This window comes from Nonomuraea sp. AD125B (assembly GCF_041402765.1).
GTDB lineage: Bacteria > Actinomycetota > Actinomycetes > Streptosporangiales > Streptosporangiaceae > Nonomuraea > Nonomuraea bangladeshensis.
The window spans coordinates 1-25,388 of sequence record NZ_JBGLOU010000027.1 but is presented as its reverse complement, the minus strand read 5'-3'; the positions used below and the strand labels follow the sequence as shown (position 1 = coordinate 25,388).

Genomic DNA, 25,388 nt, shown 5'->3' with positions numbered 1-25,388 from the left:
GACAGCCGTGGCTATCAAGATCCGCGGTGGGCGTGCGCTCACCCTCGCCACTGTCGGAGCGCTCGCCGCCTCGCTGCTCGCGGTCGGTGGCGTCGCCACCGCATCGTCGGCGAGCAACCAGGTCACCGCGTGCGTCAACAAGAAGACCCGCTACGCGCGCATCGTGAACCCGACCACGAAGTGCCGCACCACCGAGATCCGCGTGCTCATCGGCGGCGGCAGCGAGGCCACCACGAACTCCGTCACGGTCGGCCCCAAGGGCGACACGGGCCCGCAGGGCCCGAAGGGTGACGCCGGTCCCCAGGGCCCGCAGGGCCGCCCCGGTCTGAAGGGCGCGACCGGCCCGCAGGGCCCGAAGGGCGACACCGGCCCCGCCGGCCCCCAGGGCCCGCAGGGTCCGAAGGGTGACGACGGCAAGAACGGCCAGGACGGCAAGGACGGTCTTCCCGGCAAGAACGGCCAGGACGGCAAGGACGGCCTCCCGGGCAAGGACGGCAAGGACGGCCTCCCCGGCAAGCAGGGCGAGCAGGGCCCCCGCGGCCCGCAGGGCCCCGCCGGCCCGGCCGGCCCGCAGGGCCCCGCGGGCAAAGACGGCAAGGACGGCGGCGGCGCCTACACGACCTACGTCAAGACCGCCTCGCTGAACGGCCTCGGCTCCGCCACCGCCTCCTGCAGCCAGGGCGGCACCGCCACCGGCGGCGGCTTCAGCTTCAGCACCCTGAAGAACGCGGTCGTCATGGCCAGCGCACCGAGCGGCAACGGCACCGGCTGGACCGTCAGCGTCGCCAAGGACGACAACGGCGGCGGCAACGACAACCCGGGCCACGGCGGCGGCAACGGCACGTCCGTCAACGGCTCGGCCTACGTCATCTGCCTGAAGAAGGCGTAACCCCCACACGCGCGCGAAAGGGCCGGCACGGGAACCCCGTACCGGCCCTTCTCTCGTCCAGGATCAGCCGAACAGCGCGGGCAGCGCCCCCCGGTGCGTCTCCCGCAGCTCCTCGACCGGCACCTCGAACACGTCCTCGACCACCAGCGACGCCCCGCCGGTGACCCCGAGCCCGTAACACGGCACGTCGTGCCGCCCGCACAGCGAGGCGAACTCGTCGTACGACTCCGGCCGCACCACGACCAGCGCCCGCGCCGCCGACTCGCTGAACAGGTCGACGAAGGGGTCGCCGGACAGCGTCACCTTCGCCCCGACGCCCCGCGCCAGGCACGACTCGGCCAGCGCCACCGCGAGCCCGCCGTCGGACAGGTCGTGCGAGCCCTCCAGCAGCCCGCGCCTGGCCGCCTCCACGAGCACGGCGCCGAGCGCCCGCTCGGCCTCCAGGTCCGCCTGCGGCGGCAGCCCGCCCAGGTGACGGTGGACGACGTGCGCCCACTCCGAGCCGCCGAACTCCTCGCGCGTGTCGCCGAGCAGCACCACGCGCAGCCCTTCGGCGACGAACCCGGTGGGCACCCGCTTGGCGACGTCCTCGATGACGCCGAGCACGCCCACGACCGGGGTCGGGTTGATGGCGGTCGCGCCCGTCTGGTTGTAGAAGGAGACGTTGCCGCCGGTCACCGGCACCCCGAGGGTCCGGCAGGCGTCGGCGAGGCCGCGCGTGGCCTCGGCGAACTGCCACATGACCTCGGGGTCCTCGGGCGAGCCGAAGTTGAGGCAGTTGGTGACGGCCAGCGGCTCGGCCCCGGTCACCGCGACGTTGCGGTAGGCCTCGGCGAGCGCGAGCTGCGCCCCCGCGTACGGGTCGAGCTTGGCGTAGCGGCCGTTGCCGTCGGTGGCGAGGGCGATGCCCCGGGTCGTCGGCTCGGCGCCGGCGATGGCCTCGGAGATGCGCAGCATCCCGGCGTCGGCCGGCTGCGCCAGGACCGTGTTGGAGCGGACGTAACGGTCGTACTGGTCGGTCACCCACTCCTTGGAGGCCAGGTTGGGCGAGCCGAGCAGCCGCAGCAGCGTCTCCCGCAGGTCCGCGGGCCGCTCCAGGCGGTCGGGGGTGTCGGCGTTGAGCGCGGACTGCCCGGCCGGCTCGTGGTAGGGCCGCTCGTAGACCGGCCCCTCGTCGGCGGCCGTGCCCGGCGGGATGTCCACGATGACCTCGCCGTCCCACGTCATGACGAGCCGGCCGGTGTCGGTGACCTCGCCGATGACGGTGGCGGGGACGTCCCACTTGGCGCAGATCTCCATGAACGCCGGGATGTCGTCGGGCCGGACCACGGCCATCATGCGCTCCTGCGACTCGCTCATGAGGATCTCCTCGGGGCGGAGCGAGGGGTCGCGGAGCGGCACCAGGTTGAGGTCGACCTGCATGCCGCCGGTGCCCTTGGCGGCCAGCTCGGTCGTGGCGCAGGAGACGCCGGCCGCGCCGAGGTCCTGGATGCCGACGACCACGTCGGCGGCGTACAGCTCCAGGCAGCACTCGATGAGCAGCTTCTCCATGAACGGGTCGCCCACCTGCACGGCGGGCCGCTTGGCCTGCGACTCGTCCTCGAACGTGGCGCTGGCCAGCACGCTCGCCCCGCCGATGCCGTCGGGGCCGGTGGACGCGCCGAACAGCACGACCTTGTTGCCGGGGCCGGGCGCGGTGGCGAGCTTGATCTGGTCCTTGCGCAGCAGGCCCACGCACAGGGCGTTGACCAGCGGGTTGCCGAGGTAGCAGGGGTCGAAGACGACCTCGCCGCCGATGTTGGGCAGGCCCAGGCAGTTGCCGTAGCTGCTGATGCCCTCGACCACGCCGGGCAGCACCCGGCGCGTGTCGACCGCGTCGGCCGCGCCGAAGCGCAAGGAGTCCATGACGGCGATCGGGCGCGCGCCCATCGACATGATGTCGCGGACGATGCCGCCGACGCCGGTGGCCGCCCCCTGGTGGGGCTCGACGTAGGACGGGTGGTTGTGCGACTCGATCTTGAACGTGGCCGCCCAGCCGTCGCCGATGTCGACCACGCCCGCGTTCTCGCCCATGCCGACGAGCAGCGCCTCGGACTTGGGCGCCTTGGTGGCGAACTGCTTGAGATGCACCTTGGACGACTTGTACGAGCAGTGCTCGGACCACATGACGCTGTAGATGGCCAGCTCGGAGCCGGTCGGGCGGCGGCCGAGGATCTGCTTGACCCGGTCGTACTCGTCCTGCTTCATGCCGAGCTCGGCGAAGGGCATCGGCTCGTCGGGCGTCCCTGACGCCCGCTCAACGGTGTCGGTCATGCGTTCACCAGGCTCTTGAGAATGGAGGTGAAGAAGCCGAGGCCGTCGGTGCTGGGCGCGCCGACGAGGTCCTCGACCGCGTGCTCGGGGTGCGGCATGAGGCCGACGACGTTGCCGGCCGCGTTGCTGATGCCGGCGATGTCGTTGAGCGAGCCGTTGGGGTTGCCGAGGTAACGCACCACCACCTGGCCGCCCGCCTCCAGCTCGGCGAGGGTGTCGGCGGAGGCGACGTAGCGGCCCTCGCCGTGCTTGATCGGCAGTGTGATCTCCTGGCCCTCGTCGAAGGAGTTGGTCCAGGAGGTCGAGGCGCGCTCGACGCGCAGCCGCTGGTCGCGGCAGACGTAGTGCAGCGAGGCGTTGCGGGTCAGCGCTCCGGGCAGCAGGTGCGCCTCGCAGAGGATCTGGAAGCCGTTGCAGGTGCCGATGACCGGCAGCCCGGCCTTCGCCGCCGGGATCAGCTCGTCCATCAGCGGCGCGAAGCGCGAGATGGCGCCGCAGCGCAGGTAGTCGCCGTAGGAGAAGCCGCCGGGCAGGAAGACGGCGTCCACTCCCTTCAGGTCGTGGTCGGCGTGCCACAGCGGCACCGCCTCGGCGCCCACGAGGCGCACGGCTCTGGCGGCGTCCTGGTCGTCGAGAGTTCCTGGAAACGTGACTACGCCCACACGGGCAGCGCTCATGACAGTCGTCCCCTCCGAGGATGCGCACGCGCGCGCCACCGTCGATGCGGGGTGACGGTGGTCTGCGGCGGTCACTTCAGCGTATCGGAGGCGCTCAGATGCGCGGTATCGCGGTCAGACGGCGGCGAGCTCCCGGGGGCGGGCCGCGGCCTCTTCGTCCCAGTCGAGGGATTTACGCAGGTGGACGGTGGTGCCGCGGCCCGGCGTGATGCCGAACGAGATCTCGTCCACGACGGAGCGCATGATCAGCAGCCCACGGCCGTTCTCGGTGTCGGGAGGGGGGAAGCCCGGCGGGATCGACGGCACGCCCGTGCCGCTGTCCGCCACCCGGACGTCGCACTGGCCGTAGCCGATCGACGCGCTCACCTCGTAGCGGTTGGCGGGCCCCCCGTGCCGAACCGCGTTGGAGCATGCCTCGGAGACGGCGAGCAGCATGTCGGCGATGCAGGTCTCGCTCACGTTGAGCGACCTCATGGCATCGCCGAGCACCCGCCTGACCATCGGTATGCCGATCGCATCCCGAGGCAGTGCCAACGAGAACTCAATATCCACCGGACTCCTCCGGGCGCCAGAATGTCACCTGGAGTAGATTTCCCTGTGAAAACGGGGCTAACCGCAAAATCACGCTGTTGTTATTCACTGTTGGTGACCCCGTGGCATTGTGGCACGTCGGAACCCGGCTTTAAGCGGCCACGAGGAAAACGGGACGCCAAATCTCCCTACTGCTCCTCGACCCGGACGGCGTAGTCCTCGATCACGGTGTTGGCCAGCAGGGTCTCGGCCATCTTGCGGACCTCGTCCAGCGCCGCCGCGTCGGCCGGGCCGTCCAGCTCGACCTCGAAGCGCTTGCCCTGGCGGACCGACGAGACGCCGGAGAAGCCGAGACGGGGCAGCGCCCGCGCGATCGCCTGGCCCTGCGGGTCGAGGATCTCGGGCTTCAGCATGACCTCGACGATGACGCGCGCCACTGTTCCTCCTGCGTGCGACGGGGTTGGGAAAGCCAGCCTACCGGGGGCGTGTGGCCGACGGCACAACGGGAACGGGGGAGAGATGGGGCTTGCGCGGAGGGCTGTGACGTCTGCCACGATGTTCCCAAACGCGTACGAACCACCACCAGTTGGTTCATCGCCAAGAAGGCTGGCCTAAGGTGGCAACCCCGTCCGGACCAGCCCCGACGCACAGGAGAGTGGCACGTGACACTCGACGCCTCTCGCGGTGCTCACCAAGAAGCACCTCCGGAGCTCGTCCAGCTGCTCACCCCCGAGGGGGAGCGGGTCGAGCACCCTGACTACGACGTCGATCTCACCCCGGAAGAGGTCCGGTCGCTCTACCGCGACCTGGTGCTCGTCCGGCGCATCGACCTGGAGGCCGTGGCGCTGCAGCGCCAGGGCGAGCTCGGCATCTGGGCCTCGCTGCTCGGCCAGGAAGCCGCCCAGATCGGCTCGGGCCGCGCGCTGACCGACAGTGACATGGCCTTCCCCACCTACCGCGAGCACGGCGTGGCGTGGTGCCGCGACGTCGACCCGGTCAAGCTGCTCGGGCTGTTCCGGGGCGTCAACCACGGCGGATGGGACCCCCAGGAGCACAACTTCCACCTCTACACGATCGTCATCGGCAGCCAGACCCTGCACGCCGTCGGCTACGCGATGGGCATCCAGCGCGACGACGCCAGCGCCGCCACGATCGTCTACTTTGGCGACGGGGCCACCTCCCAGGGCGACGTGAACGAGTCCTTCATCTGGGCCAGCGTGTTCAACGCGCCGATCGTGTTCTTCTGCCAGAACAACCAGTGGGCCATCTCCGAGCCGCTGGAGAAGCAGACCCGCATCCCCCTCTACCGCCGCGCCTCCGGCTTCGGCTTCCCCGGCATCCGGGTGGACGGCAACGACGTGTTCGCCTGCCTCGCCGTCACACGCAAGGCCCTGGAGGCGGCGCGGACCGGGCAGGGGCCGACGCTCATCGAGGCGTTCACGTACCGGATGGGCGCCCACACCACGACCGACGACCCGACGCGCTACCGGGTCGCGAGCGAGCTGGAGGCGTGGAAGCTCAAGGACCCCATCGAGCGGGTGAAGGCCTACCTGTTCAAGAACGAGTTCGCCGACCAGGAGTTCTTCGACTCCGTCGACGAGGAGGCCGGCCAGCTCGGCGCCGACCTGCGGCGGCGCTGCCTCGCGCTGCCCGACCCGCGGCCGCTCGACATCTTCGACCACGTCTACCGCGAGCCCCACGCGCTGATCGACCAGGAGCGCGCCCAGTTCGCCGCGTATCTGGAGGGGTTCGAGAAGTGACCGTTCTGAGCTTGTCGAAAGCCCTGAACGAGGGCATGCGCAAGGCCATGGAGGACGACCCCAAGGTCCTCATCATGGGAGAGGACGTCGGCAAGCTGGGCGGCGTCTTCCGCGTCACCGACGGCCTGCAGAAGGACTTCGGCGAGGACCGCGTCATCGACACGCCGCTCGCCGAGTCCGGCATCGTCGGCACCGCGATCGGCCTGGCGCTGCGCGGCTACCGGCCGGTGTGCGAGATCCAGTTCGACGGGTTCGTCTTCCCGGCCGCCGACCAGATCATCACGCAGCTCGCCAAGATGCCCATGCGGTCGCTGGGCGCGATCAAGCTGCCGGTGGTCGTACGCATCCCGTGCGGCGGCGGCATCGGCGCGGTCGAGCACCACAGCGAGTCCCCCGAGGCGTACTTCACCCACACCTCCGGGCTGCGCGTGGTCGCCTGCTCCAACCCGGCGGACGCGTACACGATGATCCAGCAGGCCATCCGCTGCGACGACCCGGTGGTGTTCTTCGAGCCCAAGCGCCGCTACTGGGAGAAGGGCGACATCGACACCTCCTCGTCCGACTGGTGGACGCCGTTCGACGCGGCCAAGGTCGTACGGGCGGGGTCCGACGCCACGCTGCTGGCGTACGGGCCGATGGTGAAGACCTGCCTGGAGGCCGCGGCGGCGGCCGAGGACGACGGCCGCTCCCTGGAGGTCGTCGACCTGCGCTCGCTCAACCCGCTGGACGAGGCGGTGATCATGGAGTCGGCGCGCCGCACCGGCCGGGTCGTGGTCGTCCACGAGGCGCCCGTCTACAACGGTTTCGGCGCCGAGCTGGCCGCCCGCGTCACCGAGCAGTGCTTCTACCACCTGGAGGCCCCGGTGCTGCGGGTCGGCGGGTTCTCCACCCCCTATCCGCCGTCGAAGCTGGAGGAGCACTACCTGCCCGACCTCGACCGGGTGCTCGACGCCGTCGACCGGGCCTTCGGGTTCTGAGAGGGGGGTTCATGCGACGCGAGTTCAGGCTCCCCGACGTCGGGGAGGGGCTGACCGAGGCCGAGATCGTCCGCTGGCACGTCCAGCCGGGCGACGAGGTCAAGGTCAACCAGATCGTGGTCGAGATCGAGACCGCGAAGTCGATCGTGGAGCTGCCGATCCCGTGGGACGGCGTGGTGTCCGGCCTGCTGGCCGACGAGGGCCTGACGGTGGAGGTGGGCCGGCCGATCATCGCCGTGGACACGACGGAGGAGCCCGGCGAGGCCGGTACGGCGGACCAGGTCAAGGCCCTGGCCGACGACCTGGTGCCCAAGCCCCCGGCGGAGGGCGCGGTCGAGCCCGGCGCCCACGGCAGCCCGGCCCCCAAGGAGGAACGCCAGGCGGTGCTGGTCGGCTACGGCGTCAAGACCGGCGCCACCCGACGCCGCCCCCGCAAACCCGCCGCCACCACCACCGACGGCCCGCCCCCGGAAGCCCCCGCCCCGGAAGCCGCCGCCACGGGCGCTCCGGCCGCGGAGGCGCCCGCCACCCCGATCCCCGCCGCTCCGGTGGCCAACCCGAGGCGCGTGGAGGTGGCGCCCGTACCCGTCCACGAGGCTCCCGGCCCCATCACGGTGCTGGCCAAGCCGCCGGTCCGCAAGCTGGCCAAGGACCTCGGCGTGGACCTCACCACGGTCACGGGCACCGGCCCGCAGGGCTCCATCACGCGGGACGACGTCCACGCCGCCGCGGCCGCAGCACAGGCCCCGCAACAGGTCCCGCAACACGCCCCCGCCGCCCCCGGGCAGCGCGAGGAGCGCGTCCCCGTCAAGGGCGTGCGCAAGATGATGGCCCAGGCCATGGTCACCAGCGCCTACACCGCCCCGCACGTCACGGAGTTCCTCCAGATCGACGTGACCGGCACCATGGAGGCAGTCAGGCGGCTGCGCGCCCTGCCGGACTTCGCCGAGGTCAAGGTGAGCCCGCTGCTGCTGGTCGCCAAGGCCGTCCTGACGGCGGCCCGCCGGCACCCGATGATCAACTCCTCCTGGGACGAGCAGGCCCAGGAGATCGTCGTCAAGCACTACGTCAACCTCGGGATCGCCGCCGCCACCCCCCGGGGCCTGGTGGTGCCCAACATCAAGGACGCGCACGCCCTCTCCCTGCCCGACCTGGCCCGGAGCCTGGCCGAGCTGACGGAGACGGCCCGCGCGGGACGTACGCAGCCGGCCGAGATGGCGGGCGGGACGATCACGATCACCAACGTCGGCGTGTTCGGCGTGGACACCGGCACCCCCATCATCAACCCGGGCGAGGCCGCCATCCTCGCCTTCGGCCAGGTGCGGGACCTGCCGTGGGTGGTGGACGGCGAGCTCGCCGTACGCAAGGTGACGACGCTGTCGCTGTCGTTCGACCACCGGATCGTGGACGGCGAGCTGGGCTCGCGCTTCCTGCGCGACGTCGGCGACATGCTGGAGGACCCGCTCCGCATCATGGCGTGGAGCTGAGCTGAAACCAGGGTGATCGCCGGGAGGACCCCTCCCCCGGCGATCACCCTGCGAGGCGTGCCACACGCTTGCCTTCATGACGTCGGAGAGGCCGCCCGCCCGATCTGATACATCTCCTGTGGTTTTCCGCACCCTCACTCGGCCGTCCGCCTCATGGTGGCCGTACCCTGGTCGTTCCTAGTCTCTGGCGCATGACGGAATGGCTGATCGACCTGATGGAGATGCTCGGCGCCCCCGGAGCCGGGATCGCGATCGCGCTGGAGAACCTCTTCCCGCCCCTGCCCAGCGAGGTGATCCTGCCGCTGGCCGGCTTCGCCTCCTCCCAGGGAGAGATGAACCTGCTCGCCGTGCTGCTGTGGACCACCGCCGGCTCCGTGATCGGGGCGCTGGCGCTGTACGGGGTGGGCGCGATGCTCGGCCGGGAGCGCACGCTGGCCCTGGCCGCCCGGATCCCGCTGCTGAAGGTCTCCGACATCGCCAGGACGGAGGCGTGGTTCCTCAAGCACGGGCGCAAGACGGTGTTCTTCGGGCGGATGATCCCGATCTTCCGCAGCCTGATCTCCGTTCCCGCCGGGGTGGAGCGCATGCCGCTGGGCGTCTTCACGCTCCTGACCACGGCAGGCAGCCTGCTCTGGAACACCGTTTTCGTCCTGGCCGGATGGCTGCTGGGTGAGAACTGGGCGCTGGTGGAGACCTACGTCGGCGTCGGCACCAACGCGGTCATCGTCACGGTGGCGCTGGCGGTACTGGTCTTCGTGGGCACGCGGCTGGCTCAGCGGCGCAAGGGGCGGCATGCGGTCGGTGCTTAGCGGGCCGAGGCTCGTCGGGGCGGTGGCCGCCGGCGCGGTGACCGCCCTCGTGGGGTTGCTGTTCGTCCTGGCGGCGGCGCCGTTCGCGGACCGTCCCGCCGTGCGGGCGGCGGCCGCCCGGCTGACCCGGTTCGAGCTGTGGCGGCTGCGCCTGGACCTGCCCGTCAAGAACGAGGAGGGCGAGCTGCGTTACCTCGCCGCCCGCACGCCCGTGGGCGTGCTGGGCGGGCTCGTGGTGCTGCTGCTCGTGGTCGGCCTCGGCATGGCGGTCATGCTGGTGTGGTCGTGGGCGCGTGGGGAGGCGTTCGACGGCATGCTGCCCACCGCGCCGCTGGTGGCCTACCTGTCCGTGTCGGGCTGCGTCCTGCTGTTCCTGGACGTGTGCGGCCTGGTGGGGGTGGAGGCGCTGGAGCGGCGGCTGGCCGTACGGCTGCTCGCCCCCGACCCGGTGGAGGCGCTGCGGCGGCGGATCGACGAGCTGACCGTGAGCAGGGCCGGGGTGGTCGCGGCTGTCGACGCCGAACGGCGGCGCATCGAGCGCGACCTCCACGACGGGGTGCAGCAGCGGCTGGTGGCGCTGTCCATGCTCGCGGGCCGCGCCCGCAGGGGCCGCCCCGAGCTGCTGGGACAGCTCCACGAGCAGGCCCAGCAGGCGCTGGTGGAGCTGCGCGAGGTGGCCTGGCGGGTCTACCCGTCGGGGCTGGACGCGCACGGCCTGGCCGAGGCGCTCGCCGGAGTGGCCGAGCGGTCCTCGGTCGCGGTCAAGGTCACCTGCGAGCTGCCGGAGCGGCCCCCGGCGGTGGTGGAGGCCGCCGCCTACTTCGTGGCCAGCGAAGCGGTGACGAACGCGGCCAAACACTCCGGAGCCACCCTGGTGACCATCGACGTACGCCGGCAGGCCACCATGGTCGTCGTGCGAGTGGAGGACGACGGCGTGGGCGGGGCCGACGCCACCGGCGGCGGGCTGACCGGCCTGGCGCAGCGGGTGGCCGCCCTGGACGGCCGGTTCACCCTGACCAGCCCGCCCGGCGGGCCGACCGTGATCGAAGCGGAGTTGCCGTGCGCGTGATGCTGGCCGAGGACTCGGCCCTGCTGCGGGAGGGCCTGGTGCGGCTGCTGAAGGAGGAAGGTCACGACGTGCCGGCCGCGGTGGGCGACGCCGACGCGCTGCTGCGGGCGGTGACCGCCGAGCGGCCCGACGCGGTGGTGGTGGACGTACGGATGCCGCCCACCCACACCGACGAGGGCCTGCGCGCCGCCCTGGAGATCCGGCGGCGCTGGCCGGAGGTCAAGGTGCTGGTGCTGTCGCAGTACGTCGAGAAGAAGTACGCCACCGAGCTGATGAGCGGCAGCATCGACGGCGTCGGCTACCTGCTGAAGGACCGCGTGGCCCAGGTCGGCGACTTCCTGGACGCGCTGGACCGGGTGGGCGCGGGCGGGACGGCGTTCGACCCGGAGGTGGTGCGCCAGCTGCTCGCGCGCACCAGCCACACCGACCCGCTGACCCAGTTGACCGCCCGCGAGCGCCAGGTGCTCGAGCTGATGGCGCAGGGTCTCACCAACGCCTCCATCGCGCAGTCCCTGCACGTGTCGCAGAGCGCGGTGGAGAAACACGTCAACGCCCTGTTCGACAAGCTCGCGCTGTCGCACACCACCGGCTACAGCCGCCGGGTCCTGGCGGTGCTGCGTTACCTCGGCTCCTGAGCCGGCGTCGATAGGGTGCTTCCATGATTCGCCACATCGTGCTGTTCACCTGGACCGACGACGCGACCGACGAGCAGAAGGCGACGGTGACCGCCGAGCTGCGCAAGCTGCCGGACGCGATCCCGGAGATCCGCTCCTACACCGTCGGCCCCGACGCCGGCATCAACGAGGGCAACCACGCCTACGCGGTGGTGGGCGACTTCGACTCGGTGGACGACTATCTCGTCTACCGCGACCATCCGCAGCACCAGGCGGTCATCGCCGAGCACATCAAGCCGATCCTGGCCGCCCGCGCCGCCGTGCAGATCGAGGTCTAGGGCCTAGATCTCGGGAGGGTTGTTCTCGCGGTGCATCAGGCGCCCGTCGGACGTGCGGCCCCGCCTCGGGGCCAGCACGATGCTCAGCACGACGCCCACGCCGCCCACGATCATGAAGATCAGGCCGATGACGTCCATGTGGACGCTCTCGCCGAAGACGTCGGGCTCGATCGCGAACTTCAGGATGGCGCCGAGCGTGAGGAAGAAGATGCTGACCCCGACACCCATGACGAGCCTCCCTGGTAAACGGCCGGTACGCCCACGGTCATACCCGGGTGAGGACGATCACACCCCCCCACCGGCCGAACGACGGAACGCCCGCACGGCGTGCGGGCGTTCCGTGTGATGCCGGGACCTAGAAGGCCTCCTCAGGAAGCTCCATGAGCTCCTGGCCGGTGGCGTCGAGGACGCGCCGCTCGGCGGCCAGCCGGGGCAGCACGGTCTTGGCGAAGAACGTGGCCGACGCGACCTTGCCCTGGTAGAACGGGTCCTCGCCGTCCGCCAGCCGGGCCAGCGCCACCTCGGCCTGGCGCAGCAGCAGCCAGCCGATGACGAGGTCGCCGAGCGCGAGCAGCAGCCGGGTGGTGTTGAGCCCGACCTTGTAGACCTCCTCCGGCTTCTCCAGCGAGCCGAGCGCCCAGGTCGCCATCGTGTCGCCCATGGCCTTGACGTCGGCGGCGGCCTCGGCCAGCAGCTCGCGCTCCTCCTTGAGCCGCCCGTTGCCGGCCTCGGAGGCGGCGAAGGCGGTGATCTCGCCGAGCAGCGCGCCGACGGCCGCGCCCTGGTTGCGCAGGATCTTCCTGAAGAACAGGTCCATGCCCTGGATGGCGGTGGTGCCCTCGTACAGGGAGTCGATCTTGGCGTCCCTGATGTACTGCTCGATCGGGTAGTCCTGCAGGTAGCCGGAGCCGCCCAGGGTCTGCAGCGAGCGGGCCAGCAACTCGTACGACCGCTCCGACCCGACGCCCTTGACCAGCGGCAGCAGCAGGTCGTTCATCGCGTGCGCGTGCCGGTCATCCGGGTCGATCATGACGGCGTCCTGGAAGGTGGCCGTGTAGAGGACCAGGGCGCGCATGCCCTCGGCGTACGCCTTCTGCAGCATCAGCTCGCGGCGCACGTCCGGGTGGTTGACGATGGTGACGCGCGGGGCGGTCTTGTCGGTCATCTGGGTGAGGTCCGCGCCCTGGACGCGCGACTTGGCGTAGTCGAGCGCGTTGAGGTAGCCGGTCGAGAGCGTGGCGATGGCCTTGGTGCCGACCATCATGCGGGCGTGCTCGATGACCATGAACATCTGCTTGATGCCCTCGTGCACCTCGCCGACCAGCCAGCCGACCGCCGGGTGCTTCTCGCCGAAGGTGAGCTCGCAGGTCGTGGAGACCTTCAGGCCCATCTTCTTCTCGACGTTGGTGACGTAGACGCCGTTGCGCTCGCCGAGCTCGCCGGTCTCCAGGTCGACGTGGTACTTCGGCACCAGGAACATCGACAGGCCCTTGGTGCCGGGGCCGTGACCCTCGGGGCGGGCCAGCACCAGGTGGAAGATGTTCTCCGACATGTCGTGCTCGGCGCTGGTGATGAAGCGCTTGACGCCCTCGATGTGCCAGGTGCCGTCGGGCTGGCGTACGGCCTTGGTGCGGCCGGCGCCCACGTCGGAGCCGGCGTCCGGCTCGGTCAGCACCATGGTCGCGCCCCAGTTGCGCTCGATGGCCAGCTCGGCGAAGCGCTTCTGCTCCTCGGTGCCGACCTGCCACAGGGTGTAGGCGAAGTTGGGGCCGGCGGCGTACATGTAGAGCGCCGGGTTGGCGCCCAGCACCATCTCGGCCGTGGCCCAGGCGAGGCTCCTCGGGATGCCGGGGCCGCCCAGCTCGGCGGGCAGGTCGAGGTGCGCCCAGCCGCCGTCCACCAGCGCCTTGAACGACTTCTTGAAGCCTTCCGGCATGGTGACCGAGCTCGTCGCGGGGTCGAAGACCGGCGGCGTCCTGTCGCCCTCCTCGAAGGAGTCGGCGAGCACGCCGGTCGCCAGACGGTTGACCTCTTCCAGGATGCTGCGCGCGACGTCCTCGTCGACTTCCGCAAAGGGCCCTGCGCCGAGGATCTCGCGTCGCCCGAAGACCTCGAAGAGGTTGAATTCAAGGTCGCGAACGTTGCTCTTGTAGTGGCCCATGGGGTCGATCTCCTTGAACCGAGTCAGGGGTGTACTCGCGAGTAACCTTACTCTGAAATGCTACCCGCGGGTAACCCCCGCCATGCATGGCATGCTCGTCTCCATGGACGCCGAAGAACTCGCCGCGCGGTGGCGGGAGCGACTGGAGGCCTGGGCGATCCCGGACGAGATCCTGGCCCGTGCTTCCGCCGACCCCTGGACTCACTCGCCCGAACGGTTCGGCACCCGCACCGACCGGGCCCTCGCCGAGCCGGACGACGGACCCACGACGACGAGGCTCACGGAGGCCCTGCCCGACCAGGGCACGCTGCTCGACGTGGGCTGCGGCGCCGGCGCGTCCTCGCTGCCGCTGGCCGGGCGCCTCGGCCACCTGTACGCGGTCGACTCCTCGGCCGCGATGCTCGACGGGCTCACGCTGCGGGCCGACAAGCTCGGGGTGCCGGTCACCACGATCCACGGCCGCTGGCCGGACGTCGCGGGCGAGGCCCCGGTGGCCGACGTCGCCATCGCCGCGCACGTCGTCTACAACGTGCCCGACCTGGCCGGCTTTCTGCGCGCGCTCGACGCGCACACGCGCGGGCGGGTGGTGCTGGAGCTGACGCACCGCCACCCGACGAGCTGGATGACGCCGCTCTGGCAGCACTTCCACGGCATCGACCGCCCGGTGCGGCCGGTCGCCGAGGACTGCGTGGCGCTGGCGGCGGCGCTCGGCTTCGCCGTACGGGTGGAGGAGCGGGAGGCCCCGCTGGAACGATTCAGCTCCCTGGAGGAGCTCGCGGCCAGCGCCTGCCGGCGGGCGTGCCTCGACCCGTCCCGAGCGGACGAGGTGGCCGAGACGGCCGTCGCGCTCGGCATGTGGCCGTTGCCGAGGGACCGCTGGGTCACCGTCTGGTGGGACTGACACCGGTTTGACGTCCACGGCGGTGTCGGGTTGGGTGTTGCCATGATCGAGATCCACGCCGTCACCGTCGACGCCGCCGACCCCTACGCGCTCGCGAGCTGGTGGAGCAGGGCCACCGGGCTGCCTCTGGGCGAGGACGACCAGCCGGGCGACGACGAGGTGATGCTGCGGACCGAACGCGACCCCTACGTGCTGTTCATCCGCGTTCCCGAGGGCAAGACGGTCAAGAACCGCCTGCACTTCGACGTCAACGGCACCGCGGGCGCGACCCGCGACGAGGAGGTCGACCGGCTCATCGGGCTGGGCGCGACCGTCCACGCCGACCTGCGCCGGCCCGACGGCACCGGATGGGTGACGATGCTCGACCCCGAGGGCAACGAGTTCTGCGTGTGCCGCAGCCAGGCCGAGCGGGAGTCCTGAAGGCCGGGTGGGGTCACCGCTCAGAGCGTGCCCTGCCCTGCATCGTGAGCGTCAGGATGGCGGCGATCAGATAGACCAGCGCGCCGTGCCACAGCGCGTGCACGGCCGAGCCGAAGACCCCTTCGCCGTCGAGGACGAGCTGCACCGGATAGTCGAGCACCGCCGTGATGCCCGCGGGCAGCAGCGCGAACTTCCACGGGTGGCGCAGCGACCAGACGCGCGCCTGGCGGGTGACCCGGTCGCCCTCGTGCGGCTTGGACACCGCCCCGATCGCGGCGATCAGGGCGAACAGGCTGATGCCGAGGCCCAGCGCCCACACCAGGTCGCCGCCGCCCGTGAGCAGGCCCATGCCGTAGCTGGCGGCGGTGACGACACCGCCGCCGACGGCCGCGGCCTTCCAAGGGGCGCCACGGAGCGCGGCGCCGGAGAGCGATATCTCATCGCGTCGACTGATTTCGTTCATATCGCCATGGTCGCTCCCGGGGCCCCTTGGGAGCATCGGGGACGGACCCTGAGCCGTCCCTGACATGATGCGAAACATGCAGGAACCGCACGTAACAGACATCACCTTCCGTACGGCCCGCCGTGACGACGTGCCCGCCATCGTCGCGATGCTGGCCGACGACCCCCTCGGCGCCCGGCGCGAGGGCGACCCCGGCGACCCGCGTTACCTCGCGGCCTTCGACCGCATCGACGCCGACCCGTACGACGAGCTCGTCGTCGCCGAGCAGGGCGGCGAGGTGGTGGGCACGATGCAGCTCACGTACCTCGCGGGGCTCTCCCGCCTCGGGGCCGAACGCTGCCAGATCGAGGCCGTACGGGTCCACGCGTCGACCAGAGGCCAGGGGCTCGGCCGCCGGATGATCGGCTGGGCCGTGGAGCGGGCCCGCGAGCGCGGCTGCGCCATGGTGCAGCTCACCTCGGACAAGACCCGCACCGACGCGCACCGCTTCTACGGCTCGCTCGGTTTCACCGCCTCCCACGAGGGCTTCAAGCTCCAGCTGAGCTGAGCCGCTCCAGCATCCACCTGCACCACTCGACGCGGTGCCGCTCGTAGCCGAGCCCGCACCAGAGCGTCGCGTAGTTGCCGAACCGGGGATCGCCGGGCGGGGGCGGCCCGCCGAAGGCCGCCTCCTCCCGCTCGTAGTCCGCCAGCCGCTCCTCGTGCATGGCGAGCTGGTCGGCGAACAGCCTGCGCAGCAGCCCCGGCTCGGCCAGCCACGACGCGTACGTCTTCAGCACCAGCTCGTCGCGCTCCGGCCGGGCGCGCGGCGGCTCGGTCACCCATGCCCGCAGCTCCGCCAGGCCGTCGGCGGTCAGATGGTAGACCTTCTTGCCCTGCGGGCCGGGACCGTGCTCGGCCTCGAAGCCCACCAGCCCAGCGGCGCGCAGCTTCTGCAGCTCGGCGTGGATCTGGCTGTGGCCGGCCGTCCAGAAATAGCCGACCGGGGTGCGCATGGCGGCGGCGAGGTCGTATCCGGTGCGCTCGCCGCGGGCCAGCACGGCGAGGATCGCGAATCCCAGTGTCGAGGTCATCGTGGCCTCAGGATAAGGTCCTTCCCACTATGTCACTTCTGACATAGTGTGGAGGCATTGGAGGTGGGCGGTCGTGCGAAGGATGCTGAGCGCCGTCGGACTCGTGACCATGCTGGCCGCCTGCGGAAGCGGCGGCGGGGGCGCCACGGGGGCGGCCCCCGCCCCGGCGACCCCCGCGACCCCCACGGCCGGCGCCGCCCCCAGCAGCAGCCCGCCGCCCACCGGCCCCAACGTCTCCGGCTGCTTCACCGAGGCCGACGGCAAGATCTTCGAGTACGACGGCGGCCTCCCCGGCGTGATCACCGGCACCGGCTCCACCGGCGTCGTCATCACCTACGAGCGCCGCGGCAACGTCTGCACCTGGCGCCCGCTCTCCGACCGCCTGGTCGCCGCCGGCTACCGCGTGCTCCTCTACGCGAGAAGCGTCGCCGCCCTCCCCGAGGACACCACCGTCGCCATGGCGAAACGCCTGGCCAAGGAGAAGGGCGTCGGCCGCGTGTTCCTGGTCGGCGGCTCGATCGGCGCCACCACCGCCGTCCCGGCCGCGCTGCGGCTCGGCCCGGAGAAGATCGCCGGGGTGGTCGCCCTGTCAGGCGAGATCGCCTCCGAGGACGCGGCCGAGCTGACCGTCCCGCTGCTCCAGATCGGCAGCGAGCACGACGACTACGGCGGCCGCGCCGCGCTCGACGCCGCCCGCGCCGCCGCCACCAAGGCCCCGGACGCCCAGGCGCTCGTCATCCCGGGGGAACGCCTGCACGCCTCCCAGCTGCTCGCGAGCCCGTACGCCGATCAGGTCCTGAGCACCGTCGAGACGTTCATGAACCGGCACAAGGGCTGACCTCGACCAGGTTGTCGTGGAAGCCCGGCCCCTTGCCCATGTCGCCGTCCCGCTCGGCCACCACCGCGTTCGCGTTCGAGCCGCCGGGGCTCAGCTTCGGCCAGCGGCCCTTGGGCGAGGCCACGACCCCGGGGGCCACCCGGTCGCTGATCTCCACGTCGGCCAGGAACTCGCCGCCGTCGTTGTGGACCCGTACGCGCTGGCCGTCCGCCAGCCCGCGCGCCGCCGCGTCGGCCGCGTTGATCAGCACCACCGGGTCCTTGGCCCGCCGCCGCAGCTCGGCGTTGTTGCCGAACGTCGTGTTGAGGAACGTGTGCGAGGCCGGCGTCACCAGCGTCAGCCGGTACGGCGAGCCGTCCGCCGTCAGCGTCGCGTGCGACGGCACGTACGCCTCCCCGGGCCGCGGGAACCGCATCCGGCCCGACCGCGTCGGGAACCCGTCGGCGAAGGGCGTGAACGGCTTGGGATAGTTCATCCGCACCCAGCCCTCCTTGCGCAGCCGGTCGAGCGTGACGCCCTCCAGCGACGGATGCCCGCTGGACAGCAACTGCTCGGCCAGCTCCAGGTCCGAGTCGTAGAGCGACGGCTCGGTGAGCCCCATGTGCCTGGCCAGCCGCCGGAACGTCTCGGTCGTCGACAGGCACTCGCCCGGCGGCTCCACCGCGGCCTCGTTCCACAGCAGGTAGAGGTGGCCGTAGCCGGCGTGCAGGTCGTGGTGCTCGGTCTGCATGGTGGCCGGCAGCACGATGTCGGCGTAGTCCACGGTGTCCGTCGGGAACTGCTCCATGACGACCGTGAACAGGTCCTCGCGGGCGAGCTGCCGCCTGATGGCGTTCGCGTCGGGCGTGGAGCCGAGCGGGTTGGCCGCGTACACCCACAGGCACTTCACGTCGTCGAGCTGCGAGGCGAGCTTCGTCATGACCCGGGTGCGCACCGGCTTGGCCAGCAGGTCGTCGCGCGTGTCGATGTTGAGGTGGACGTGCCCGCTGGTCGAGTACGCCACCCCGCCCCCCGGATGCCGCCAGTCGCCCGTGACGGCAGGGATCGCGCCGATCGTCCGCATGGCCGTGCCGCCGCCCGCGTGCCGCTGGATGCCCATCGTGGCCCGGATGGCGGTCGGGCGGGTGTGCGCCAGCCTCATCCCCAGCCTGTGGATGTCGGCCGCCGGGATGCCGGTGATCTCGCTCACCTTCTCCACCGGGTGGGCCAGGATCTCCTCGCGGAAGCCGGCCCAGCCCTCGGTGTGCTCGGCCAGGTAGGCCTCGTCCTGGGCGTTCTCGGCCAGCACCACGTTGAGCAGCCCGAGCGCGAGCGCCGCGTCCGTGCCCGGCCGGATGGCGAGGTATTCGTCGGCCTGGTCGGCGGTTCTGGTGCGGATCGGGTCGATGGCGACCACGTGGGCGCCGTCCGCGCGGGCGTCCTGGATGAACTTCCACAGGTGGTGGCCGCTGGTCAGCGTGTTGGTGCCCCAGAGCAGGATCAGCTTGGAGAGCGCGAAGTTCTCCGGGTCCATGCCGCCCGCGGTGCCGTTCGCGCGGAAGAGGCCGCTGCTGCCGGCCGCCGAGCAGATGTTGAGCCAGTGCTTGGACGCGCCCAGCACGTTCCAGAACCGCCGGCCCGCCACGCCCTCGCAGCCCTGCAGGTAGCCGAGCGTGCCGGTGCCGAGGTAGGGCCAGATGGCCTCGCCGCCGTGCTCGTCGACGATCGCGCGCAGCCGGGTGGCGATCTCCTCCAGGGCCTCGTCCCACGAGATCCGCTCGAAGCGCCCCGAGCCCTTCGGACCGACCCGGCGCATCGGGTGCAGAATGCGGTCGGGCGCCTGCGTGTGCTCCAGGTAACGGTTGACCTTCACGCACAGCGCGCCCCTGGTGTAGGGCTGGTCGGGGTTGCCGCGCAGTTTGACGGCCTGTCCGTCCTTGACGGTCACGACCCAGGAACAGGTGTCCGGGCAGTCCAGCGGACATGCCCCCAGAACCCTCAATTCGCCCGACATGGGACACAGCCTACGCCGGGCGCCGAGAGGTGAACTGCTGGAGCCGCACCGTGTAGCCTGCCTGCGCGGACGTAGGCTGCCCGATGGGGACGGCAGGCGCCCGTCCGCATTGCGAAACGGGGACACTGCGACCCAGAGATCTCACGGTCCTGCCGGGAAGGTGCAGAATCGCTGACGGTGGCCGAAATCAGGGAACGAGATGACACGGAGGACCTCACGGAGGGGGATCCGGCCGTGGGCGAGCCACGCGCGGACACCGACGTCTACGTCGTAGAGCCGCTGCTGCCGCAGCGCCTGCGCCGTCCCTCCGACCTGCTGCGCTTCATCGCCACGCTCGTCGTCCTCGGCGCGGTCGTCCTGCTCGCCCTCGTCGCCAAGCAGACCCTCATCGGCCTGGAGGCCGACGTCAAGGAGGGCGCCGAGCTCGTCCCGCTGCTGAGCCGCGTCGCGGCCTTCCTCGGCGGCGCCGCCGTGCTCGTCGTGCCCACGGCGTTCGCCGTCGAACGGGTCTTCCACCGCGACGGCCTGCGCGTCGCCGAAGGGCTCATCGCCGCCATCGTCGGCATGGCCGGCTCGTTCCTGCTCGGGCAGTGGCTGGTCGGCGGCAACGTCGAGGACCTGCGCGTGCTGCTCACCGGCAACCGCGACATCGAGCCGCTGAACACCCTGCTCACCTCGGTCGTCGCCTACACCACCGCGGTCCGCATCTCCCGCCGCCCCACCTGGCGGATGCTCATGTGGACCACGATCGCGCTCTACATCCTCGCCTTCTTCTCCGGCCGCCAGATCACGATCCCCAGCGCCATCGTCACCGTCCTCGTCGGCATGGCCATCGGCTACGCCACCCTCTACGGCGTCGGCAGCCCCAACACCCGGCCGCCGGGCAGCGCCGTGGTGGCCGCGCTCCGCAAGCTGTCGTTCCAGGTCGTCTCCGCCCGCCGCATCGAGGACGACCACCAGGGCAGCCGCCGCTACGCCGTCGGGCTCAAGGACGGCACCAGCCTCGACGTCACCGTCCTCGACCGCGACCGGCAGGTGGCGGGGCTCCCGTACCGATTGTGGCGGCGCATCAGGCTCAACTCCGAGACCCGCCGCCGCGCCATCCGCTCGCTCCGCGCCGAGCTGGAGCGCGAGGCCCTCATGGCGTACGCCGGCCAGGCCGCGGGCGCCAGCACCCCGCGCCTGCTCGGCACCAGCGAGATCGGCACCGAGGCCGCCCTGCTCGCCTACGAGCACATCGAGACCCGCCCGCTCGACGAGGTCCCCGACAACGAGATCGACGACGCCCTGCTGCACCAGATCTGGGAACAGGTCGAGCTGCTGCAGATCCAGCGCCTCGCCCACCGCCGCCTCACCGGCGACGGCATCCACCTCGACCGGGCCGGCCGGGTCGTCCTCACCGACGCGCGCAGCGGCGAGATCGCCGCCGGCGACCTGCTGCTGCGCCTCGACGTCGCCCAGCTCCTCACCTACCTCGCGCTGCGCGTCGGCCCCGAGCGCTCCGTACGCGCCGCGTCCGCCGTGATGGGCCCCGACGCGCTGGCCGCCGCCATGCCGCTGCTCCAGCGCATCGCGCTCACCAGGGAGACCCGCGCGGCCGTCGGCAAGGCCAAGCAGATCCTGCCCGGCATCCGCGAGCAGATCGTCGCGCTGAAGCCGCAGGGCAAGGTCGAGGAGGTCCGGCTCGAACGCTTCCGCCCGCGCACGCTGGTCACCATCATCGCCAGCGCGCTCGCCGCCTACTTCCTGCTCTCCCAGCTCAGCCAGGTGAACATCTACGAGGTGGTCACCACGGCCAACTGGGCCTGGTCGATCCTGGCGCTCGCGGCCTCGTTCGTCAGCTTCGTGGCCGCCGCGCTCATGCTGCGCGGCTTCGTGCCCGAGCCGCTGCCGCTCTGGCGGACCGTGCTGGTGCAGTTCGCGTCGTCGTTCGTCAAGCTGGTCGCGCCCGCGGCCGTCGGCGGCGTCGCGATCAACACGCGCTACCTGCAGAAGCGCGGCATCCCGCCGGGCAGCGCGGTCGCCAGCGTCGGCGCCTCCCAGCTCATCATGCTGGTCTTCCACATCGCGCTGCTGCTGCTGTTCGCCTACATCACCGGCTCCAACACCGCGACGTCCTTCACCCCGTCGCGCGGCCTGGTGCTGGCGCTGCTGGCCGTGGCGGTGGCGGTCGTCGGGGTGCTGGGCGTGCCGCCGCTGCGCAGGCTGATCACCTCGCGGATGCGCCGGCTGTTCAGCAACGTGCTGCCGCGCCTGCTCGACGTGCTCCAGTCGCCGCGCAAGATGATCGAGGCGTGCGCCGGCACCCTGATGATCACGATGGCGTTCGTGGTGTGCCTGGACGCCTGCGTGGCGGCGTTCGGCGGCGAGCTCAGCTTCACCGCCGTCGCCGTCGTCTACCTCACGGCCAACGCCATCGGCTCGGCCGCGCCCACCCCCGGCGGGCTGGGCGCCGTCGAGGGCGCGCTGGCCCTGGGCCTCACCGTGGCCGGGCTGCCGGCCGAGCTCGCGACCTCGGCCGTGCTGCTGCACCGGCTGCTCACGTTCTGGCTGCCGGTGCTGCCCGGCTGGGCCTCCTTCACCTACCTCCAGCGGCACGAGGCCCTGTGAGCGAAGCGAACCATCAGACGCAGCATCTTGATCACCGGGCCGACGAAGTCGGAACGGTGATCTTGTCGATGGCCTGCAGCTCGTCCTCGGTGAAGGCGGGGCCGTCCACGCAGGCCACGTTGTCCTCAAGCTGCCCGACGCTGCTCGCGCCGATGAGCACGCTGGTCACCCGCGGATCCCTGAGCGTCCACGACAGCGCCATCTGCGCCAGCGTCTGACCCCGCAAGCGGGCGATCTCGTCGAGGTCGCGGGCGAGCTCCCTGTCGATCCGGTCCGGGGTGAGGAACCGGCTGGTGGCCGCCCGCGAGTCGGCCGGCACCCCCTTCAGGTAGCGGTCGGTCAGCACCCCCTGCGCCAGCGGCGAGAACACGATGCAGCCCATGCCCGCCTCCTCCAGCGTGTCCAGCAGCCCGTCCTCGATCCACCGGTTGATCATCGAGTACGACGGCTGGTGGATGAGCAGCGGCGTGCCCAGCTCGCGCATGATCCGCGCCGCCTGCGCGGTCTGCTCGGGCGAGTAGTTGGAGATGCCCGCGTACAGCGCCTTGCCCGAGCGCACCGCCCGGTCCAGCGCCCCCATGGTCTCCTCCAGCGGCGTGTCCGGGTCGGGCCGGTGGCTGTAGAAGATGTCCACGTAGTCGAGGCCCATCCGGCCGAGCGACTGGTCGAGGCTCGCCAGCAGATATTTGCGCGAGCCCCACTCGCCGTACGGGCCGGGCCACATGTCGTACCCGGCCTTGGTCGAGATGATCAGCTCGTCCCGGTAGGGGAGGAAGTCCTCGCGCAGGATCCGGCCGAACGTGCGCTCCGCGGACCCGTACGGCACCCCGTAGTTGTTGGCCAGGTCGAAGTGCGTCACCCCGAGGTCGAACGCCCGCCGCAGGATCGCCCGCGAGTTCTCGACCGGCCGGTCGTCGCCGAAGTTGTGCCACAGGCCGAGCGACACCGCCGGCAGCCTCAGCCCGCTGCGCCCGCTCCGGTTGTACGGCTGCCGCTCGTAGCGCTCGTCGTCCGCCCGGTAACTCATGCCGTGCCCCTCTCGATGATCCAGGAGAGCGCGAACGCCTCCTCGCGCCAGGCGTCGTAGCGCCCGCTGCGCCCGCCGTGACCGGCCCCCATCTCCGTCTTCAGCAGGAACGGGCCGCCCTGGGCGCTCGCCCGCAGCCGGGCGATCCACTTGGCCGGCTCGTGGTAGAGGACGCGCGTGTCGTTGAGGCTGGTGATCGCCAGAACAGGCGGGTACGTCCGCCCGTCCACGTTCTCGTACGGCGTGTAGCTCTTCATGTAGGCGTACACGTCGGGATCGTGCAGCGGATCGCCCCACTCGTCCCATTCGATCACGGTCAGCGGCAGCGACGGATCGAGGATCGTGTTGAGCGCGTCCACGAACGGCACCTCGGCCACCACGCCCGCGAACTCCTCCGGCGCCAGGTTCGTCACCGCGCCCATCAGCAGACCGCCCGCCGAGCCGCCCCGCGCGATGATCCGCTCGCTCCAGCCGGACGCCTTCATGTGCCTGGCCGCCGCCACGAAGTCCGTGAACGTGTTGCGCTTCCTGGTCAGCTTGCCGTCCTCGTACCAGCGCCGGCCCATCTCGCCGCCGCCCCGCACGTGCGCGACCGCGAAGACGAACCCGCGGTCGAGCAGCGACAGCCGCGCCACCGAGAAGCCCGGGTCGATCGAGGTCTCGTAGCTGCCGTAGCCGTAGAGCAGGGTCGGAGCCGGCGTGGCCGCGTCCTTCCGCTTGACGATCGAGATCGGCACCCGCGTGCCGTCCTCCGCCGTGGCCCACTCGCGGAACTGCTCGTACTCGGCCGGGTCGTAGCCGCCCAGCACCGGGCGCCGCTTCAGCAGGATCAGCTCGTGGGAGTCGAGCTCGTAGTCGTACACGCTGGGCGGCGTCACCATGCTCGTGTACGTCAGCCGCAGCCGCCTCGTCGTGAACTCGGGGTTGCCGGCCGGGCCGACGTCGTACAGCGGCTCGGGGAAGTCGATCTCGTACGCGTTCCGCTCGGCCGCCTCGACGCGCTCACGCCAGCCCTGTCCCCCGTCCGGGTACGGCAGCACCCGCAGCCCGGTCAGCCCGTCGCGGCGGAAGTACACCACCGCGTGGTCGGCGAAGGCGTCGATGCCCAGCAGCCGGGTGTCCTCCCGGTGGGGGATCAGCGGCGTCCACTCGGCGGGGGCGTCGAGCGGCGCCGTGGCCAGCTCGAAGTTCTCGGCGTTCTCGTTGTGCAGGATGTAGAAGAAGTCGCCGGCGTGCTCCACGCTGTACTCCACGCCGGTCGTACGCGGCCGGACGACCCGGAACTCGCCGGAGTGGTCGGCCGAGTCGAGGATGCGGACCTCGCTGGTGATCTTGCTGCCGGCGGCCAGCACCAGGTAGCGCTCGCTGCGGGTCAGCCCGATGCCCACCCAGTAACGCTCGTCGGCCTCCTCGTACACCAGGACGTCCTCCTGGGTGCCGAGGGTGTGCCGGTAGACCTGGTAGGGACGCCAGGCGTCGTCCACGCGCGTGTAGAAGAACGCCGAGCCGTCGGGCGACCAGGCGCCGCCGTAGAAGATGTCGGCGATCTCGTCGGGCAGCACCTCGCCCGTCTCCAGGTTCTTGAAGCGCAGGATGAAACGCTCGTCGCCCTTGTAGTCGGTGGAGAAGGCCAGCATCGTCCCGTCGGGGCTGACCGCGCTGGTGCCGACGGAGAAGAACGGGCTGTCGCCGGCCAGCTCGTTGCCGTCGAGGACCACCTGCTCCAGGTCGAGGCGCTCGCCGGGGGTGATCAGCGGGGGCGCGTCGCTGTCGGCGGGGACGCGGCACGAGACGGCGTACTGTTTGCCCTCCTCGGTGCGGCTGAAGTACCACCAGGCGCCCTTGCGGCTCGGCACCGACAGGTCGGTCTCCTGGGTGCGCCCCTTGATCTCCTGGAACACCTGCTCCTGGAGGTCCGCCAGATGAGCGGTCTGCTCCTTGAGGAACGCGTTCTCCGCCTCCAGATAGGCGGTGGTGTCGGGATCGTCCTTGTTGGCCAGCCAGGCGTACTCGTCGATGAAGGTGTCGCCGTGATGCGTACGCTCGGCCGGGATCTTCTTCGCCACAGGCGGCATGTTGCTGCTCACGTGGGGAGTCTATGGTCGGCCGTGATCGTTCTGTGGCCGGAGAGACAGGCGAATCGGCACGAGCAGCGTGGAGGCGCTGCTAATCTTTAGAAGCCGACGCGGTGCGGCGCAACCCTCCTTCATCACTCAGATGACTTTGGTGTGCGTTGTGTCGCCAGTGCCGGTAATCCCTTGTGCCTCACCTGTCCGGTGATCGATTCGCTAGTCGGTCGAAGGGCTGGTAAGTTAGAGGGGTTGCCCCGGAAACGGGGCGCGGATTAATTCCAGCAGGTCGAGCAAGTCCGGTCAATTTGACAGAGACTTGAACGGCTGAAAGAATTAAGACACAACGAAGACGAAATGAACGCCTCC

24 protein-coding genes are annotated in these 25,388 nt (G+C 71.1%); 13 read left to right on the top strand and 11 right to left on the bottom strand.

All coding sequences use genetic code 11. The features are described from left to right. Positions 1-7 precede the first annotated feature (7 nt). A complete protein-coding gene (locus ACBR40_RS44195; RefSeq protein WP_344212869.1) occupies positions 8-889 on the top strand; it encodes a hypothetical protein in 882 nt (293 codons plus the stop codon). Positions 890-952: 63 nt separating this feature from the next. Here ACBR40_RS44195 and purL read toward each other — a convergent pair whose 3' ends face one another. From purL to purS, 4 genes are all read right to left on the bottom strand, one after another. Next, positions 953-3,202 carry a phosphoribosylformylglycinamidine synthase subunit PurL gene (purL, locus tag ACBR40_RS44190; protein ID WP_371252586.1) on the bottom strand — a complete coding sequence of 750 codons (2,250 nt, stop codon included), beginning with the start codon at positions 3,200-3,202 and terminating at the stop codon, positions 953-955. After that, the gene (gene purQ / locus ACBR40_RS44185; RefSeq protein ID WP_344212865.1) at positions 3,199-3,879 is read right to left on the bottom strand and encodes a phosphoribosylformylglycinamidine synthase subunit PurQ; all 681 of its coding nucleotides are present in this window, start codon (positions 3,877-3,879) and stop codon (positions 3,199-3,201) included. Before purQ ends, purL begins: the two co-directional genes overlap by 4 nt. A gap of 114 nt (positions 3,880-3,993) precedes the next feature. Further along, positions 3,994-4,380, bottom strand: a complete 387-nt coding sequence (locus tag ACBR40_RS44180) for an ATP-binding protein (RefSeq protein ID WP_344214053.1) — start codon at positions 4,378-4,380, stop codon at positions 3,994-3,996. Between the two features lie 218 nt (positions 4,381-4,598). After that, positions 4,599-4,847, bottom strand: coding sequence for a phosphoribosylformylglycinamidine synthase subunit PurS (gene purS, locus ACBR40_RS44175; protein WP_020544216.1), 249 nt, complete (start codon positions 4,845-4,847; stop codon positions 4,599-4,601). Positions 4,848-5,072: 225 nt separating this feature from the next. Between purS and pdhA the strand changes: the two genes are divergently transcribed. The 7 genes from pdhA to ACBR40_RS44140 all read left to right on the top strand — a co-directional run bounded on the left by pdhA (position 5,073) and on the right by ACBR40_RS44140 (position 11,464). After that, entirely contained in the window at positions 5,073-6,170 is a 1,098-nt protein-coding gene (gene pdhA, locus ACBR40_RS44170; RefSeq protein WP_371252585.1) for a pyruvate dehydrogenase (acetyl-transferring) E1 component subunit alpha, read from the top strand. Then, positions 6,167-7,147, top strand: coding sequence for an alpha-ketoacid dehydrogenase subunit beta (locus ACBR40_RS44165; protein WP_371252584.1), 981 nt, complete (start codon positions 6,167-6,169; stop codon positions 7,145-7,147). The genes pdhA and ACBR40_RS44165 overlap by 4 nt, the downstream gene beginning before the upstream one ends. An 11-nt stretch (positions 7,148-7,158) precedes the next feature. Beyond that, the gene (locus ACBR40_RS44160; protein ID WP_371252583.1) at positions 7,159-8,634 is read left to right on the top strand and encodes a dihydrolipoamide acetyltransferase family protein; all 1,476 of its coding nucleotides are present in this window, start codon (positions 7,159-7,161) and stop codon (positions 8,632-8,634) included. Positions 8,635-8,825: 191 nt separating this feature from the next. Continuing rightward, the gene (locus tag ACBR40_RS44155; RefSeq protein WP_371252582.1) at positions 8,826-9,443 is read left to right on the top strand and encodes a DedA family protein; all 618 of its coding nucleotides are present in this window, start codon (positions 8,826-8,828) and stop codon (positions 9,441-9,443) included. Further along, positions 9,427-10,512 (top strand): sensor histidine kinase, encoded by a 1,086-nt coding sequence (locus ACBR40_RS44150; protein WP_371252581.1) that lies wholly within the window; start codon positions 9,427-9,429, stop codon positions 10,510-10,512. Before ACBR40_RS44155 ends, ACBR40_RS44150 begins: the two co-directional genes overlap by 17 nt. Then, complete coding sequence (locus tag ACBR40_RS44145) at positions 10,503-11,147, top strand: response regulator transcription factor (RefSeq protein ID WP_344212852.1); 645 nt, start codon at positions 10,503-10,505, stop codon at positions 11,145-11,147. The genes ACBR40_RS44150 and ACBR40_RS44145 overlap by 10 nt, the downstream gene beginning before the upstream one ends. Positions 11,148-11,170: 23 nt before the next feature. Next, complete coding sequence (locus ACBR40_RS44140; RefSeq protein WP_344212850.1) at positions 11,171-11,464, top strand: Dabb family protein; 294 nt, start codon at positions 11,171-11,173, stop codon at positions 11,462-11,464. A 3-nt stretch (positions 11,465-11,467) separates the two neighbouring features. On the opposite strand, the gene ACBR40_RS44135 is transcribed toward ACBR40_RS44140, so the two are convergent. Together ACBR40_RS44135 and ACBR40_RS44130 are read right to left on the bottom strand one after the other, a co-directional pair. Beyond that, positions 11,468-11,692, bottom strand: a complete 225-nt coding sequence (locus ACBR40_RS44135; protein WP_344212848.1) for a hypothetical protein — start codon at positions 11,690-11,692, stop codon at positions 11,468-11,470. A gap of 127 nt (positions 11,693-11,819) precedes the next feature. Continuing rightward, on the bottom strand, positions 11,820-13,625 hold the full coding sequence (locus ACBR40_RS44130; protein ID WP_344212846.1) for an acyl-CoA dehydrogenase: 1,806 nt from the start codon (positions 13,623-13,625) through the stop codon (positions 11,820-11,822). Positions 13,626-13,728: 103 nt separating this feature from the next. Here ACBR40_RS44130 and ACBR40_RS44125 point away from each other — a divergent pair, with 103 nt between their 5' ends. Continuing rightward, positions 13,729-14,526, top strand: coding sequence for a class I SAM-dependent methyltransferase (locus ACBR40_RS44125; protein WP_371252580.1), 798 nt, complete (start codon positions 13,729-13,731; stop codon positions 14,524-14,526). Between the two features lie 42 nt (positions 14,527-14,568). Continuing rightward, positions 14,569-14,946, top strand: coding sequence for a VOC family protein (locus tag ACBR40_RS44120; RefSeq protein WP_344212842.1), 378 nt, complete (start codon positions 14,569-14,571; stop codon positions 14,944-14,946). 13 nt (positions 14,947-14,959) lie between these two features. Here the strand turns inward: ACBR40_RS44120 and ACBR40_RS44115 are convergent, their stop codons facing one another. After that, on the bottom strand, positions 14,960-15,409 hold the full coding sequence (locus ACBR40_RS44115; RefSeq protein WP_344212840.1) for a hypothetical protein: 450 nt from the start codon (positions 15,407-15,409) through the stop codon (positions 14,960-14,962). 76 nt (positions 15,410-15,485) lie between these two features. Between ACBR40_RS44115 and ACBR40_RS44110 the strand changes: the two genes are divergently transcribed. Beyond that, the gene (locus ACBR40_RS44110; protein ID WP_364463872.1) at positions 15,486-15,956 is read left to right on the top strand and encodes a GNAT family N-acetyltransferase; all 471 of its coding nucleotides are present in this window, start codon (positions 15,486-15,488) and stop codon (positions 15,954-15,956) included. On the opposite strand, the gene ACBR40_RS44105 is transcribed toward ACBR40_RS44110, so the two are convergent. Then, positions 15,937-16,482: a helix-turn-helix transcriptional regulator gene (locus ACBR40_RS44105; RefSeq protein ID WP_344212836.1), complete on the bottom strand. Its 546-nt coding sequence runs from the start codon at positions 16,480-16,482 to the stop codon at positions 15,937-15,939. The genes ACBR40_RS44110 and ACBR40_RS44105 overlap by 20 nt on opposite strands. Before the next feature lie 82 nt (positions 16,483-16,564). On the opposite strand from ACBR40_RS44105, the gene ACBR40_RS44100 reads away from it, so the two are divergent. Continuing rightward, positions 16,565-17,320 carry an alpha/beta fold hydrolase gene (locus ACBR40_RS44100; RefSeq protein ID WP_371252625.1) on the top strand — a complete coding sequence of 252 codons (756 nt, stop codon included), beginning with the start codon at positions 16,565-16,567 and terminating at the stop codon, positions 17,318-17,320. On the opposite strand, the gene ACBR40_RS44095 is transcribed toward ACBR40_RS44100, so the two are convergent. After that, positions 17,298-19,313 carry a molybdopterin-dependent oxidoreductase gene (locus ACBR40_RS44095; RefSeq protein ID WP_371252579.1) on the bottom strand — a complete coding sequence of 672 codons (2,016 nt, stop codon included), beginning with the start codon at positions 19,311-19,313 and terminating at the stop codon, positions 17,298-17,300. The genes ACBR40_RS44100 and ACBR40_RS44095 overlap by 23 nt on opposite strands. Positions 19,314-19,547: 234 nt before the next feature. Between ACBR40_RS44095 and ACBR40_RS44090 the strand changes: the two genes are divergently transcribed. Next, complete coding sequence (locus ACBR40_RS44090; protein WP_344212830.1) at positions 19,548-21,923, top strand: lysylphosphatidylglycerol synthase transmembrane domain-containing protein; 2,376 nt, start codon at positions 19,548-19,550, stop codon at positions 21,921-21,923. Between the two features lie 31 nt (positions 21,924-21,954). Here ACBR40_RS44090 and mgrA read toward each other — a convergent pair whose 3' ends face one another. After that, complete coding sequence (mgrA, locus tag ACBR40_RS44085; RefSeq protein WP_371252578.1) at positions 21,955-22,950, bottom strand: L-glyceraldehyde 3-phosphate reductase; 996 nt, start codon at positions 22,948-22,950, stop codon at positions 21,955-21,957. Further along, a complete protein-coding gene (locus ACBR40_RS44080; RefSeq protein WP_371252577.1) occupies positions 22,947-25,037 on the bottom strand; it encodes a S9 family peptidase in 2,091 nt (696 codons plus the stop codon). Before ACBR40_RS44080 ends, mgrA begins: the two co-directional genes overlap by 4 nt. Positions 25,038-25,388: the final 351 nt, after the last annotated feature.

Coding starts and splice junctions, on each gene's coding strand:
- purL (WP_371252586.1), bottom strand. CDS start 3,202: ATGACCGACACCGTTGAGCGGGCGTCAGGGACGCCCGACGAGCCGATG.
- purQ (WP_344212865.1), bottom strand. CDS start 3,879: ATGAGCGCTGCCCGTGTGGGCGTAGTCACGTTTCCAGGAACTCTCGAC.
- ACBR40_RS44180 (WP_344214053.1), bottom strand. CDS start 4,380: ATGGTCAGGCGGGTGCTCGGCGATGCCATGAGGTCGCTCAACGTGAGC.
- ACBR40_RS44160 (WP_371252583.1), top strand. CDS start 7,159: ATGCGACGCGAGTTCAGGCTCCCCGACGTCGGGGAGGGGCTGACCGAG.
- ACBR40_RS44155 (WP_371252582.1), top strand. CDS start 8,826: ATGACGGAATGGCTGATCGACCTGATGGAGATGCTCGGCGCCCCCGGA.
- ACBR40_RS44150 (WP_371252581.1), top strand. CDS start 9,427: ATGCGGTCGGTGCTTAGCGGGCCGAGGCTCGTCGGGGCGGTGGCCGCC.
- ACBR40_RS44140 (WP_344212850.1), top strand. CDS start 11,171: ATGATTCGCCACATCGTGCTGTTCACCTGGACCGACGACGCGACCGAC.
- ACBR40_RS44135 (WP_344212848.1), bottom strand. CDS start 11,692: ATGGGTGTCGGGGTCAGCATCTTCTTCCTCACGCTCGGCGCCATCCTG.
- ACBR40_RS44130 (WP_344212846.1), bottom strand. CDS start 13,625: ATGGGCCACTACAAGAGCAACGTTCGCGACCTTGAATTCAACCTCTTC.
- ACBR40_RS44125 (WP_371252580.1), top strand. CDS start 13,729: ATGGACGCCGAAGAACTCGCCGCGCGGTGGCGGGAGCGACTGGAGGCC.
- ACBR40_RS44120 (WP_344212842.1), top strand. CDS start 14,569: ATGATCGAGATCCACGCCGTCACCGTCGACGCCGCCGACCCCTACGCG.
- ACBR40_RS44115 (WP_344212840.1), bottom strand. CDS start 15,409: ATGAACGAAATCAGTCGACGCGATGAGATATCGCTCTCCGGCGCCGCG.
- ACBR40_RS44110 (WP_364463872.1), top strand. CDS start 15,486: ATGCAGGAACCGCACGTAACAGACATCACCTTCCGTACGGCCCGCCGT.
- ACBR40_RS44105 (WP_344212836.1), bottom strand. CDS start 16,482: ATGACCTCGACACTGGGATTCGCGATCCTCGCCGTGCTGGCCCGCGGC.
- ACBR40_RS44100 (WP_371252625.1), top strand. CDS start 16,565: ATGCTGAGCGCCGTCGGACTCGTGACCATGCTGGCCGCCTGCGGAAGC.
- ACBR40_RS44095 (WP_371252579.1), bottom strand. CDS start 19,313: ATGTCGGGCGAATTGAGGGTTCTGGGGGCATGTCCGCTGGACTGCCCG.
- mgrA (WP_371252578.1), bottom strand. CDS start 22,950: ATGAGTTACCGGGCGGACGACGAGCGCTACGAGCGGCAGCCGTACAAC.